The sequence below is a fragment of the Mediterranea sp. An20 genome, assembly GCF_002160055.1.
Taxonomy (GTDB): domain Bacteria; phylum Bacteroidota; class Bacteroidia; order Bacteroidales; family Bacteroidaceae; genus Bacteroides; species Bacteroides avicola.
This window is the reverse complement of the sequence record NZ_NFJV01000006.1, coordinates 1-13,952: the sequence shown is the minus strand read 5'-3', so window position 1 is coordinate 13,952 and position 13,952 is coordinate 1. Positions and strand designations below refer to the sequence as shown.

Genomic DNA, 13,952 nt, shown 5'->3' with positions numbered 1-13,952 from the left:
AACTTGTTTTGTACCGATAAAAAAATGCAAAGAAGGGATAAAACTGTCCAATCAACCGCTTGCCAGGATAAACTTCCAAACGCAAAGAAGCAAACTCCCAAGCGCGTAGAAGCGGGCTTCCAAGCGCGTAGCAACGGCTTTCTTATAGATAAGAACTACCTGCTTGTCTATCAGCCATATACATTGCCAACCAAAACATCCTTTCTTTCTCACACCAGCCATTCCAACGCCCCCCTGCCGGATGGTTGCCAACACACGCAGGCGAGCTGCGACAAAACATACGGATTTTATTTTGCAGCGCCATAAAAACAGAGGCAACAAGAGAGTGATGACATTTTGCGAAACCATTCCTTTTATTTACCTTTGCAGGAAATTCATTCTCAGAAAAAAGCAAAAAGGTTATGCACATCAGACAACTACTCATCACCGCCTTGTGTCTCCTGCTGGCCACGGTCACCTCGGCGCAAACTACGGTAGACGCGTCACGGTATCCCAAGCGCGAATTTCGCGCTGTCTGGATTCAAACTGTCAACGGCCAATTCAAAGGAATGCCGACCGAACAGATGAAACGCACGCTCGTACGTCAGCTCAACTCCCTGCAGGAAGCGGGCATCAATGCAGTCATCTTCCAGGTACGTCCCGAAGCCGATGCACTCTATGAATCGCGCTTAGAACCTTGGAGCCGGTATCTGACAGGCTCACAGGGCGTGGCACCCTCACCCCGATGGGACCCGCTGCAATTTATGATTGACGAATGCCACCGCCGCGGCATGGAACTGCATGCCTGGGTGAATCCCTACCGCGTGAAAACGTCGCTCAAGAACCAATTGGCGCCGGAACATGTGTATAACCTGCATCCGGAATGGTTTCTGACCTATGGCAACCAGGTGTTCTTCGACCCCGGCCTGCCCCAAAGCCGACGGCACATCTGCCTGGTGGTGGCGGACATCGTGACGCGCTACGATGTAGATGGTATTCATATAGACGATTACTTCTACCCTTACCCTATCAGCGGACAGGACTTCCCTGACAACGCCTCATACGCCCGCTACGGACAGGATTTCAAGAACAAAGCCGACTGGCGACGACATAACGTGAACCTGCTCATCCGCGAACTGCATTACACCATCCGCGAAGCCAAGCCTTGGGTGAAATTCGGGGTATCACCCTTCGGTATCTACCGCAATCAGAGCAGCGACCCGCTGGGTAGCCGCACCAAGGGACTGCAGAACTACGACGACCTGTATGCTGATGTATTGCTTTGGGCACGCGAAGGATGGATTGACTACAACATCCCGCAAATCTATTGGGAGATAGGGCATCCGCGGGCCGACTACGAAACGCTGGTGAAATGGTGGGCCTTACATTCGGAGAACAGGCCTCTGTTCATCGGACAGAGCATCGACAACACCATCGCTCATGCCGACCCAAACAATCCCAACATCAACCAGCTTCCAAAGAAAATGGCTTTGCAACGCAGCTATCAGTCCATCGGAGGTAGTTGCCAGTGGTATGCAGCCGCATTGGAAGAGAATAAAGGACGTTACCGCGACGCGCTGATTCAGGAGTATCACAAGTACCCATCGCTTATTCCCGTATTCGATTTCATAGACGATGAAGCTCCCAAGAAAGTACGCAAGCTGAAACCTGTTTGGATGGAAGACGGATACATCCTCTGCTGGACGGAGCCGAAGTACCGCCACGAGATGCAACGGGCCATGCGCTACGTAGTCTATCGGTTTGACGACAAGGAAGATATAAACCTGGATGATCCCAGCCACATCGTGGCCATCACTCCTATTCCTTTCTACAAGCTGCCTTACACAGACGGTACGACCAAGTACCGTTATGTGGTGACGGCACTCGACCGAATGTGGAACGAATCGAAATCGGTGACAAAGAAAGTAAAACTGTAAACGGGTATTCATTTTGCAAGGAAAAACTAAGGATACAGAACCGCATCATTTGTACTTGAAGAGTCATCCCGATAATTTATCATTTATGCCAGAACAAGATTATATACTCATAAAGGGTGCCCGCGTCAACAACCTGAAGAATATTGATGTGAAGATACCCCGCAACAAGCTGGTGGTCATCACAGGTCTCAGCGGTTCGGGCAAATCATCGCTGGCTTTCGACACGCTTTATGCCGAAGGGCAACGACGGTACGTAGAAAGCCTCAGCAGCTATGCCCGCCAATTCCTGGGACGCATGAGCAAACCGGAGTGCGACTACATCAAGGGAATACCGCCTGCCATCGCCATTGAGCAGAAGGTAAACAGTCGCAACCCGCGCTCTACCGTAGGTACCTCGACGGAGATTTATGAATACCTGCGCCTGCTATTTGCCCGCGTGGGACATACGTTCAGCCCTGTCAGCGGACGAGAGGTAAAGAAACACAGGCCCGAAGACATCGTGAACTGTATGCTGGAACATCCCGACGGTACGCGCTACACCGTACTCTCTCCCATCCTCCTGCGCGAAGGTCGCACCTTGGCACAGCAACTCGACATCTACCAGAAGGAAGGATTCACCCGCCTGGAAGTGAACGGCCAGATGACACGCATCGAAGAATATGTGCCCCAAGAAGGTGACACCGTATTCCTGCTCATCGACCGGGCCACAGCTTCACACGATAAAGATGCCATGAGCCGGCTGACTGATTCTGCCGAGACTGCCATGTACGAAGGCGACGGGGCATGTCTCCTGCGTTTCTACCAGGCAGACGGTAGCACCAGTCTCTATCGGTTCAGCACCAAGTTCGAAGCAGATGGAATAACCTTCGAGGAACCCACCGACCAGATGTTCTCTTTTAACTCCCCCATCGGTGCCTGCCCCGTGTGTGAAGGATTCGGTCGAGTGGTGGGCATAGACGAACATCTGGTTGTCCCCAACCGCGCATTGTCGGTCTATGACGGGGCTGTGGTGTGCTGGCGGGGCGAAAAGATGGGGCAGTGGCGTGATATGGTCATCCGCGGGGCAGAAAAAGCAGGCTTGCCTATCTTTACCCCTTACTACGAACTGACTGACGAACAACGGCGGATGCTTTGGGAGGGCACTCCTTACTTCGAAGGCATCAACGCCTTCTTCAAGATGCTGCAAGAGAACCAATACAAAATACAATACCGCGTCATGCTGGCCCGCTACCGGGGGAAGACTACCTGCCCCGCTTGCCACGGCACTCGGCTCAAACCACAGGCAAGCTATGTGCACGTGGGAGGAAGGAATATCTCGCAACTGGTGGACTTGCCCATCACGGAACTGAAAACATTCTTCGACCAACTGAAGCTGAACGAACACGATACGCAAGTAGCTACCCGCATCGTCGCTGAAATCAAAAGCCGCATCCGTTTCCTCATTGATGTAGGACTGGGGTATCTGACACTGAACCGCCTGAGCAACTCTCTGTCTGGCGGCGAAAGCCAGCGCATCAACTTAGCTACCTCACTCGGAAGCAGTCTGGTGGGAAGTTTGTACATACTGGACGAACCGAGCATCGGTCTGCACAGTCGGGATACAGACAAGCTCATCCGCGTACTGCGCCAACTCCAGGGCCTGGGCAATACAGTGGTAGTGGTGGAACATGACGAAGAAATCATCCGCGCAGCCGACTACATCATCGACATCGGTCCCAAAGCCGGACGCCTGGGAGGCGAAGTAGTGTATCAGGGAGATATGAAGGATATATTAACTGCCAATAAGGATAAGGAAGATAAACTCACCGCAACGACTCAAAGCTATACTGTACGTTACCTACAGGGCGAAGAAACCATTCCCATTCCTGCCCAACGACGCCCCTGGAATAACTATATCGAAATAAAGGGTGCCCGCGAGAACAACCTCAAAGGCGTGGACGTGCGTTTCCCTCTGAATGTAATGACTGTAGTGACAGGAGTGAGTGGCTCGGGCAAATCGACTTTGGTACGCAACATACTCTACCGTGCCCTAAAACGTGAACTGGACGAATGCAGCGAGCGGCCCGGCGAATTCATATCCATCGACGGCTCCCTGAACGACCTGCGCAACGTGGAATTCATCGACCAGAACCCCATCGGCAAGTCCTCACGCAGTAACCCTGTGACTTACCTCAAGGTGTACGATGACATCCGCAAGCTCTACGCCGACCAACCTCTCTCCAAACAAATGGGCTACACGGCAGGCACTTTCAGTTTCAACAGCGAAGGTGGAAGATGTGAGGAGTGCAAGGGCGAAGGCACTATCACCGTAGAAATGCAGTTCATGGCCGACTTAGTGTTGGAGTGTGAATCATGCCACGGCAAACGCTTCAAGCAGGATGTGTTGGAAGTGAAATTCCACGAAGCCAGCATCTATGATGTGCTGGAAATGACTGTCGACCAGGCCATCGAGTTCTTCGACCAGCACAGGCAGAAGAAGATAGCCAAAAAACTCCGCCCTCTGCAAGATGTCGGCTTGGGTTATATCAAACTGGGGCAGTCCTCGTCCACACTATCCGGAGGCGAAAATCAGCGTGTCAAGCTGGCTTACTACCTCAGCCTGGAGAAAGCAGACCCCACAATGTTCATCTTCGACGAACCTACCACGGGACTGCACTTCCATGATATTCGCAAATTGCTCGAAGCTTTCAATGCACTTATTCTGCGTGGACACAGCATTGTCATCATCGAACATAACATGGACGTTATCAAATGCGCGGACTATGTCATAGACCTTGGTCCAGAAGGAGGCGACCGTGGGGGAAACCTTGTAGTAGCCGGTACTCCCGAAGAAGTAGCGGCCTGCGCAGCCAGTTACACCGGACAATTCCTGAAAGAAAAACTGGAAACAGCAGAAACTGGATAATCTGCCTATTGTCATTATTCTGTTATGCGCACTGGGATACTGGCTGTCTGCTGCACAAAGGTACTTATAAGAATACCTATAATAAACATACATATAAATTATCAACCATCAATTTACAAAGAACCATGAGAAAGTATCTTACCCTCGGCTTGGCCACACTGCTCGGCCTTGCGGCAAACGCACAGACGTTTACCGAATGGCAAGACCCGCAGGTCAATGCCATCAATCGTGCTCCAATGCACACAGATTACTTTGCCTACGAGTCGTCTGATGCGGCCCAGCAAGGCGAACGTACCCAATCAGCCTATTACATGTCGCTCAACGGCATGTGGAAATTCAACTGGGTGAAAGATGCCGACGCGCGCCCCACCGGATTCTGGCGTGCTGACTACAATGACAAGGCATGGGCGGAAATGCCCGTACCCGGCGTATGGGAGCTGAACGGATATGGCGACCCCATTTACGTGAACGTGGGTTACCCCTGGCGTGAACAATACAAGAACAACCCGCCGCAAGTACCCGTTGAAAACAATCACGTAGGAACCTACCGCCGCACCATCACCGTACCGGCTTCGTGGAAAGGCAAAGACATCATCGCACACTTCGGCTCTGTTACCTCCAACATCTACCTGTGGGTCAACGGACGTTTCGTAGGTTATAGCGAAGACAGCAAACTGGAGGCCGAATTCGACCTGACGCGCTACCTCCGTCCCGGTCAGGAGAACCTTATCGCCTTCCAGGTATTCCGCTGGTGCGATGGTACCTATCTGGAAGACCAGGACTTCTTCCGCTACTCCGGCGTAGGCCGCGACTGCTACCTCTACGCCCGCGATAAACGACGCATTGAAGACATACGAGTGACACCCGACCTTGATGCTGACTATAAAGATGCCACACTCACCGTAGACGTGCAACTGAAAGGAAAAGCCCGGGCATCTCTGATACTGAAAGACGAAGAGGGAAAAGAAGTGGCACATGCCACCACACAAGGCGAAACCGTAACCATGAACATCGAAGCTCCCCACAAATGGACAGCCGAGACGCCTTACCTCTATACCTTATACGCACAAATTGGCGAACTGGCACCGACCGAAATCATCCCTGTCAAAGTAGGATTCCGCAAAATAGAACTGAAAGGCTCGCAGATACTCGTTAATGGCCAGCCCGTTCTCTTCAAAGGAGCCGACCGCCACGAAATGGACCCCGACGGAGGCTACGTGGTGTCGCGCGAACGGATGCTACAAGACGTACTGGTAATGAAGCAACTCAACATCAATGCCGTACGTACCTGCCATTATCCCGACGACTCTTACTGGTATGACCTATGCGACCGGTACGGCCTTTACATGGTAGCCGAAGCGAATGTCGAATCGCATGGAATGGGCTACGGCGATGAGACACTGGCCAAACGCGAAGACTATCTCCAAGCGCATCTGGAACGTAACCAACGCAATGTACAACGAAACTTCAACCACCCCGCCATCATTTTCTGGTCATTGGGCAACGAAGCAGGTTACGGTCCCAACTTTGAGCAGGCTTACGACTGGATTAAGGCCGAAGACCCCAGCCGTGCCGTACAGTTCGAGCAGGCAGGATACAGCGGCAAGACAGACATCTACTGCCCCATGTACCTCGACTACAAAGACTGTGCCGCCTATTGTGAAGACGACTCGAAAACCAAGCCCCTCATCCAATGTGAATACGCTCACGCTATGGGCAATTCGATGGGAGGATTCAAACAGTATTGGGACCTTGTACGCAAATATCCCAAATACCAGGGAGGATTTATCTGGGACTTCGTCGACCAAGGTATCCACAAGATAGGTTCTAACGGAAAGCTCATTTACGCTTACGGAGGCGACTTCAACCGTTTCGATGCCAGCGACATCAACTTCTGCAATAACGGCCTTGTCAGCCCCGACCGCGTGCCTAATCCACACGCTTACGAGGTACGTTATTTCTACCAAAACATCTGGACCACACCCGCCGACCTGAAGCAAGGCAAGATAAATATCTACAACGAAAACTTCTTCCGCGACCTCTCTGCCTATTACTTGGAATGGCAAGTACTGAAGAATGGAAAAGTTATGCGTAGCGGACGCATAGACGACCTCCAAGTGGCTCCCCACCAGACTGCTACCATGCAGCTTCCAATCGGTCCTACATGCCAGTGCGCCGAATGGCTGCTCAACGTGTCCTACAAGCTCAAATCCGACGATGGCATCCTGCCGGCCGGTTTTGCCGTGGCACGCGACCAGCTGGTGCTGAACCCCTACAAGCAGCCTTCTCTGGATTTCGCCAACCAAGCCGGAAGCAATGAAGAGACGGTACCGCCTACAGTGCGCGACAACGACTCGCATTATCTCATCATCACGGGTGAAGATTTCCGCATCGAATTCAACAAGTACAACGGCTTCCTGTCTCTCTACGAAGCAAAAGGACTATCCTACCTGAAAGAAGGCAGCGTGCTGAAACCCAACTTCTGGCGTGCCCCCACAGACAATGATTTTGGAGCCGGCCTCCAAAACCGCTTCCGCGTATGGCTCAATCCCGAACTGAAGCTGACCGGTCTGAAGCAACACTCAGAAAACGGACAGGCCATTGTAGAAGCTACTTATGACATACCTGCCGTATCGGGTAAACTGTCGCTGACCTATGTCATCAACAACCAGGGAGCCATCAAAGTTACCCAGCAATTGAAAGCCGACAAGAACGCCAAAGTTTCCGATATGTTCCGCTTCGGCATGCAGCTTCAGATGCCGCGCTCGTTCGAAACCATCGAATACTATGGCCGTGGTCCGGTAGAAAACTACGCCGACCGTAACCATAACACCTTCTTGGGAGTCTACCGGCAAAGCGTAGAAAGTCAATTCTACCCCTACGTACGTCCTCAGGAAACCGGCAATAAGACAGACCTGCGCTGGTGGCAGGTGCTCAATATTGGAGGTAACGGGCTGGAAATCGTTTCCGAAGCTCCCTTCTCGGCATCGGCCCTGCACTATACCATCGAATCGCTGGACGAAGGCCCCCGCAAGATTCAACGCCATTCCAACGAAATAGAACAGGCCGACCTGACCAACGTGTGCATCGACAAAGCACAGATGGGACTGGGATGTGTCAACAGCTGGGGAGCCTGGCCGCTGCCCGAATATCGTCTGCCTTACCAGGATTATTCATTCACATTCATACTCACGCCGGTGCAACACCAACTGGGATTGAATGCAGAGTCCTGCGAGTAAGCAAGAAATGGAAGCTTGTTAAGTGCCACATTAGTACACCGTATATAGAAGGGCTTAGTTGATAAGCCCTTCACAAAAAATTACTAAGCGATAGGCAGCCAACTTCCAAGCGATAAGCAGCAAGCTCGTTACATATATGAAATACAATACTGATTATCAAAAAGATACCAACCAAAGTATTTGTCAGGCAAAAAGTTCTAATCACTTCTTTGCCTGTCCTATAAGACCAATATGATATGGATGAAATCATAATCAGGCAAGAAAAGGAAAAGGATTTTAACCAGATACAAGAGGTAGTGAGACTCGCGTTTTTGCAAATGGAGGAAAGCGACCATACCGAACACAAGCTGGTGGAGCGGCTGCATCAATCGGATACGTTCATACCTGAGTTGTCTCTGGTAGCAGAAACCGCCGATAAGAAGATAGCGGGATATATTCTGCTGTCCGAAGCAAAAGTCGTCTCAGGAAGCCTCAGCCACACGGTGTTGGCAGTCGCTCCTTTAGCCGTATTACCCGCATTTCAGGGCAAGGGCATAGGCGGGATGCTTATCCGTGCAGCACATAGCAAAGCTTCGGAATTGGGTTATGGAGCAGCCGTGCTTCTTGGCCACCCGGAATATTATCCGAAATTTGGCTATCAGAAAGCGTCATTGTTCGGGATTCAATTTCCGTTTGATGCTCCCGACCCGTGTTGCATGGCCATAGCACTGAAAGAACACGGGCTGGACGGCGTGCAGGGAATGGTAAGCTATCCTGATGCATTCTATCAGTAACAGAGAAATATATATAACGAGAAAAAGTTGAGCCAATGGCAGTCTGACGACAACACTTCGTCTTTCTGCCATTGGCTCAACTTTTTCTTAACGACTATACCTTAGATTTATTCAGGCAATGTAAAAGCGTAGACATTTCCGGAATAGTCAGCAGCAAACAAGCGATTTCCAACATTGGTAAGGCTGGAGAATACAGGAGCTCCCGTCCGGTGCTTCCAGACAACCTGCCCGTCTTGCCTGTTTACTCCATACAAGATACCGTCCGAAGCACCGAAGTAAACGATGTCTCCCACCAGGATGGGTGATGAATCGACAGTAGCTACCGGATGACGCGAATAGGGCGAGGTATAAATCAATGACGGACGTGTCTGCACACGCCAGACTTCTTCCCAAGTCTCACGGTCGAGAGCTACCAGTCCGCAGCCTTGTGTCCCGAAAATCACCAGGCGGTCGGTTAACAGCGGAGTAGAATTCGTATTGGCACTGAAAGGCAGCGGCTTTCGCAGGATGATATGCCCTGTAGACGGTTCTATTACAAAGAAGGCATTACCGGATGCCATGTAAAGCAGCCCGTCGACATAAGCCGGTGTAGCTCCTCTTTCCCGAATATCAGGTTCTTCCAGTTTCCATCGCAAGTCACCCGTTTTCAGATCATTCCCATAGAGTCCGCTCCATTGAGTACCCATGACCAATACATCTTCAGTCACCAGAGGATGGCAAGTAGCGGCCTGATTCCGTTGCCAACCTACATTTCTCCAGATTTGTTCGCCGGAGGCTATATCATAAACAGCCAATCCGTGTCCGGTACCGGCATAGACCTTCCCGCGGTCGACAGTCAGTCCTTCCAGCACGAGTGGCAATCCGTCAAGGGCCAGTTTCTTTTCCCACTTCACCGCACCCGTACCGGCATCCAGAGCGTAAAGGTAACCTTCCGCATCTTGTGCAAGCACCGTACCTTCGGCATAAGCTATGTTGTTTTTGATGGAATTACGTACCTCATGACGCCACAACTGTTTGCCGGTTTCTGCATCCAGAGCAAATACAGCCGCTTCCCCTCTCAACTCTTCATCCAGTGAAGCAATAAAGACTTTTCCTTCTGCCACCACCGGTTGCGTGTAAAGAAGATTGGCTTTCAGGTTGGTTACCCAATCGGCATGCAAGACGTTATGAGGCGAATCGTACACAAATGAAGTCCGCTCCTTAGCAATACTTCCGTCTGAGAAACGGACGGTGGCAGTTACAAAGATGCGTCTGCCCCGGCAGGTTTCGGGAAGCCTGAAATGAGCCCGCCAGTTCCAATCGCTTTGCGGAGCCAGAGATTTGACAGGAGCCAAGGAAGCACCGTTATTGTCAGTAAATGAACAAGTAACACTCTTGGCAGGGGCTGCAGTGTGGTATGTATTGATGGAAAGCAGGAAATCGCCCGTTTCGTCTTGCACGCACACATCGTTAGCTATGGAGGCGAAAGCAACGGATTGATGAATGTAGGTGTATCGCAAGCGACTTTCGATATTGCCTTGACGGTCAATGTCTACGACCCGGAAGGCAGAAGTAGCATGGTCTATTCCACCCTTGTCGGGAGTAGAAGTCGATACGGTGCGTATGCGCCCCTGCTGCCGTACAAAGTGACTGTGCCAATGTCCATAAAACCATCCTTTCACATTGTAAGCACTTAAATCGAGTGTTTCTCCGTCACCCAAATCAAATACAAATTGGTCGGTGTAGCTTATCAGGTCGTGATTGAAGAAAATCACCGGCTTGCCTTCCGGCTGTTGCTCCAGGTCGTTTTTTACCCAGCGGAATACATCGCGTGCCTTATAACTGGGCTGATAGTCGCCGCCCAGCATCGGGGTCATGATGTAGTGGGTGGAACCGACATCAAACGAGTAACATACCGGACCGTAAATGCTTTCGAACAATTCTTCTCCATATTTCCCTTTTACCAAATCATGGTTCCCTATGCCATAGAAAACCGGACAGCCCATGTTGGAAGTATTCATCAGCCGGATGTGGTTAATCAGCCCGTTCTCATAGCAAATATCGCCGGTATGCACCATGAATGCCACTTTCTCATTAGCAGCATAGTCACGCAGTTCGTTCGCCCAGTCTTCCTGATTGACCGTGTTGAAAATCTCCGTATCGGCCACGTGAACAAAACGGTGGCTTCCATCTTTTCCGATGCACCTGTTCCATTCCTGCAAGCCGAAGTCGTATGTCTGTCCTTCTTGATTCCCTTCGGTCCGCAGATAATATTTTCCTTCCGCACTGTAACCGGAAGGGGTGGTAATGAACACAAAGCGCTGGCGCTCGTGTCCGGGCAATGAATAGGTGCCGTCTGCTCCAGTTTTAACCACATGAAGCCCGTCTGATACACATACGTTGCGAAGAGTTTTCTCTCCTTTGTCATACACTCCGTTCCGGTTGGAGTCTACATAGACCCTCCCTCGGTAAGTTGCGTGCCCGGCCAGCGTACAGCCGAGCATCAGTAGCAATAGATAAGTTTTTCTCATAATATTTTATGTCTGTTAAGTTGGTCATTCATCGCTGTTGAACGGACGACAAATTTAGATATAATATTCAGTATGCACAAGCATGACCTACGGAATGTTACGCATAACACAGACTTTGTGGCACAACAGATAAGCCGACTTCCAGGATGAACTGCATATATTCACATTTTTGTCGTATCTTTGTGCCTTGTAAATAGAAGTGATTTAAACTTTTTATGCGAAACACGGGTGCACCGTACACCAAGCAGCTTCTCTGATAACCCCTTCAGAGCAGGTTGCCAAGCGATAAGCAGCCAACTTCCAAGCGATAAGCAGCGAGCTCGTTATATATACGAATCAGCAAACTGATTATCAGCATATTAAGAATCAAACCATTGGACAGAAAGTTTAAGTCCCTTCATAGAAACATTGAAAATGAACGAACAATATCCATCGGTATTATTGGAGAAGGCCGTAAGTGAGTTTGCCAAATTGCCCGGCATAGGACGCAAGACAGCCATGCGCCTGGTGCTTCATCTGCTCCGCCAAGAGCGGGAAGCAGTAGAGGCTTTTGCCGGTGCCGTGGTTACGCTGAAACACGAAGCCAAGTTTTGCAAAGTATGCCACAACATTTCTGATACGGAAACGTGCCGCATCTGTTCCAATCCCCAGCGGGATGCTTCTACCGTCTGCGTCGTAGAAAATATCCGCGACGTGATGGCCGTGGAGGCTACCCAGCAGTATCGCGGACTTTATCACGTGCTGGGTGGAGTGATTTCGCCTATCGACGGCATAGGTCCGGGCGATTTGCAGATTGAAAGTCTGGTAGAACGTGTCAAGGCAGGGGGAATAAACGAAGTCATCTTGGCGCTGAGTACCACGATGGAAGGCGATACCACAAACTTCTACATCTATCGCAAGCTGGAGCCGCTGGGTGTAAAACTATCTGTCATTGCAAGGGGCATTGCCGTGGGCGATGAACTGGAGTATGCCGATGAGGTAACTTTGGGACGCAGCATCGTGAACCGTACCCCCTTTACTGGAAGTCTGTAGAAATTGTTTCATTATTTTATATCTATATTCTATCATGGAAGAACAAATCAAACGTGCGGTCCGTATCCTGAAAGCATGTTATGCCATCTTCTGGGCAGTTCCTGTAGCAGTCGTAATATGGGGAGAAGCCGGAGCTTCGTGGACGGGGCTTCTGGCTGGCAATGTGCGGATGACGTATGGAGCAGAAACCATAGTGATACTTCTCACTGTGCTCAACGTGCCCGTGTCTCTCAAGCTCTTTGCCCGCATTTTGTCAAGACAAATTGCTCAGACTGGCATCGGACAGGCAATAAGCCTTTATGTACGGTGGAGTGTGTGGCGACTGGCAATGCTTTTCTTGCCGATTGCCTGCGGCATGGCCGGATATTATCTGCTGATGAGCAACAACTGCCTGCTGTGTGCCCTGATAGGCTTGGTGGCTTCGCTGTTTTGCGTCCCGGGCGAACAACGTCTGCGCAGAGAGTTGAACATTGACAAAGAAGAGGAATAAGGTATGAAGGAACATCTATTTCTGCAAGGCCGGCATCTCGACTTGCGTGCGGTGGAACCGGAGGATCTGGACTTCATGTATGACGTCGAAAATGACCCGGACTGCTGGAACGTGTCCGACCTCACGGCCCCTTATTCGCGCTTCGCCCTCCGCCAATATATCGAAAGCACGCAGTGCGATGTCTATGCCGACCGTCAGCTCCGGCTGATGGCCGTAGAACGGGCAACGGGCCTTGTAGTGGGTACGGTAGACATCTCCGACTTCTCGCCCCGTCATGCCCGCGGCGAAGTGGGTATCCTGATTCACCACGGGCATCGCCGCCAAGGATATGCCCGCGAAGCATTGGAGTTGCTCTGCGATTATGCTTTCCGTTTCCTGTCTTTCCACCAGTTGGTAGCCCGCATTCCTTCAGACCACGAAGCCAGCCTGCACCTGTTTCGCTCATGTGGTTTCGTGGAATGCGGCCTGCTGAAGGAATGGTGGCACATGGGCAATACGTTTAAGGACGTGGTGCTGATGCAGCGACTGGCACATCAGAAATAAAATCGAGTAGGAGGAAAACGAAGCAGTTTTCTTCCTACTTTCGTTTCCCGACCTCTCACACCACCACGCATGCGGTTCCGCACGTGGCGGTTCTTTATTTGGGATACCATTTGAGATACTCGTCATAGAGTGTTGGATATCCGGCAACTCTTAATCGTTCGTTAGTCATAGAACTGTGTGTTATCCAACTGTCAGCAATACGCCAGTAACCCAGACGAGTGTACCCCCATTCATGGGCTTTCCTTTTAGGGATTCCACAGCGAATCAGGTTTGATATTCTCGTCTTAGGGTTCTTCCAGGATTTCCATATACACATACGTATGCGACGGCGTAGCCATTCGTCTGTTTCCAAGAGAAGACGCTTCATATTGGCAAGGTGATAATAACCTATCCAGCCTCTTATATACTCATTAAGTTTTTGTTTTCTACGTTCATAACCCATTCCGTTGCTACGACCTGTCAGTGCTTTCAGACGGGATTTCAGCTTGGCTTTGGATTGGGGATGCACGCATAATTCAAATTTACCTTTGGAGTTATAAAAGGA

10 protein-coding genes are annotated in these 13,952 nt (G+C 50.7%); 8 read left to right on the top strand and 2 right to left on the bottom strand.

From position 1 onward, the window contains the following. The first annotated feature begins 24 nt into the window (after window positions 1-24). The 5 genes from B5F34_RS17295 (at window position 25) to B5F34_RS04915 (ending at window position 8,833) form a co-directional block, all read left to right on the top strand. Complete coding sequence (locus tag B5F34_RS17295; protein WP_140392957.1) at window positions 25-306, top strand: hypothetical protein; 282 nt, start codon at window positions 25-27, stop codon at window positions 304-306. A 95-nt stretch (window positions 307-401) separates the two neighbouring features. Then, window positions 402-1,916 (top strand): family 10 glycosylhydrolase, encoded by a 1,515-nt coding sequence (locus B5F34_RS04930; protein WP_087335691.1) that lies wholly within the window; start codon window positions 402-404, stop codon window positions 1,914-1,916. Between the two features lie 85 nt (window positions 1,917-2,001). Next, window positions 2,002-4,821, top strand: coding sequence for an excinuclease ABC subunit UvrA (gene uvrA / locus B5F34_RS04925; RefSeq protein ID WP_087335690.1), 2,820 nt, complete (start codon window positions 2,002-2,004; stop codon window positions 4,819-4,821). Window positions 4,822-4,946: 125 nt separating this feature from the next. Next, a complete protein-coding gene (locus B5F34_RS04920; protein WP_087335688.1) occupies window positions 4,947-8,060 on the top strand; it encodes a glycoside hydrolase family 2 TIM barrel-domain containing protein in 3,114 nt (1,037 codons plus the stop codon). A gap of 236 nt (window positions 8,061-8,296) precedes the next feature. Further along, window positions 8,297-8,833: an N-acetyltransferase gene (locus B5F34_RS04915; protein WP_087335686.1), complete on the top strand. Its 537-nt coding sequence runs from the start codon at window positions 8,297-8,299 to the stop codon at window positions 8,831-8,833. A 107-nt stretch (window positions 8,834-8,940) separates the two neighbouring features. On the opposite strand, the gene B5F34_RS04910 is transcribed toward B5F34_RS04915, so the two are convergent. Then, window positions 8,941-11,343: a PQQ-binding-like beta-propeller repeat protein gene (locus B5F34_RS04910; protein WP_087335683.1), complete on the bottom strand. Its 2,403-nt coding sequence runs from the start codon at window positions 11,341-11,343 to the stop codon at window positions 8,941-8,943. Window positions 11,344-11,757: 414 nt separating this feature from the next. On the opposite strand from B5F34_RS04910, the gene recR reads away from it, so the two are divergent. Genes recR through B5F34_RS04895 form a run of 3 tightly spaced genes read left to right on the top strand, consistent with a single transcriptional unit; the run spans window position 11,758 to window position 13,408 of the window. After that, on the top strand, window positions 11,758-12,375 hold the full coding sequence (recR, locus tag B5F34_RS04905; RefSeq protein ID WP_087335680.1) for a recombination mediator RecR: 618 nt from the start codon (window positions 11,758-11,760) through the stop codon (window positions 12,373-12,375). Window positions 12,376-12,409: 34 nt separating this feature from the next. Continuing rightward, window positions 12,410-12,865 (top strand): hypothetical protein, encoded by a 456-nt coding sequence (locus B5F34_RS04900; RefSeq protein WP_087335678.1) that lies wholly within the window; start codon window positions 12,410-12,412, stop codon window positions 12,863-12,865. 3 nt (window positions 12,866-12,868) lie between these two features. After that, on the top strand, window positions 12,869-13,408 hold the full coding sequence (locus B5F34_RS04895; protein ID WP_162609288.1) for a GNAT family N-acetyltransferase: 540 nt from the start codon (window positions 12,869-12,871) through the stop codon (window positions 13,406-13,408). A gap of 94 nt (window positions 13,409-13,502) precedes the next feature. On the opposite strand, the gene B5F34_RS04890 is transcribed toward B5F34_RS04895, so the two are convergent. Further along, on the bottom strand, window positions 13,503-13,952 hold a 450-nt coding region (locus B5F34_RS04890), incomplete at its 5' end, for a group II intron maturase-specific domain-containing protein (RefSeq protein WP_275532580.1).

Excerpts from the sequence above, each read along its gene's own strand:
- B5F34_RS17295 (WP_140392957.1), top strand. The coding sequence starts at position 25 with ATGCAAAGAAGGGATAAAACTGTCCAATCAACCGCTTGCCAGGATAAA.
- B5F34_RS04930 (WP_087335691.1), top strand. The coding sequence starts at position 402 with ATGCACATCAGACAACTACTCATCACCGCCTTGTGTCTCCTGCTGGCC.
- uvrA (WP_087335690.1), top strand. The coding sequence starts at position 2,002 with ATGCCAGAACAAGATTATATACTCATAAAGGGTGCCCGCGTCAACAAC.
- B5F34_RS04920 (WP_087335688.1), top strand. The coding sequence starts at position 4,947 with ATGAGAAAGTATCTTACCCTCGGCTTGGCCACACTGCTCGGCCTTGCG.
- B5F34_RS04915 (WP_087335686.1), top strand. The coding sequence starts at position 8,297 with ATGGATGAAATCATAATCAGGCAAGAAAAGGAAAAGGATTTTAACCAG.
- B5F34_RS04910 (WP_087335683.1), bottom strand. The coding sequence starts at position 11,343 with ATGAGAAAAACTTATCTATTGCTACTGATGCTCGGCTGTACGCTGGCC.
- recR (WP_087335680.1), top strand. The coding sequence starts at position 11,758 with ATGAACGAACAATATCCATCGGTATTATTGGAGAAGGCCGTAAGTGAG.
- B5F34_RS04900 (WP_087335678.1), top strand. The coding sequence starts at position 12,410 with ATGGAAGAACAAATCAAACGTGCGGTCCGTATCCTGAAAGCATGTTAT.
- B5F34_RS04895 (WP_162609288.1), top strand. The coding sequence starts at position 12,869 with ATGAAGGAACATCTATTTCTGCAAGGCCGGCATCTCGACTTGCGTGCG.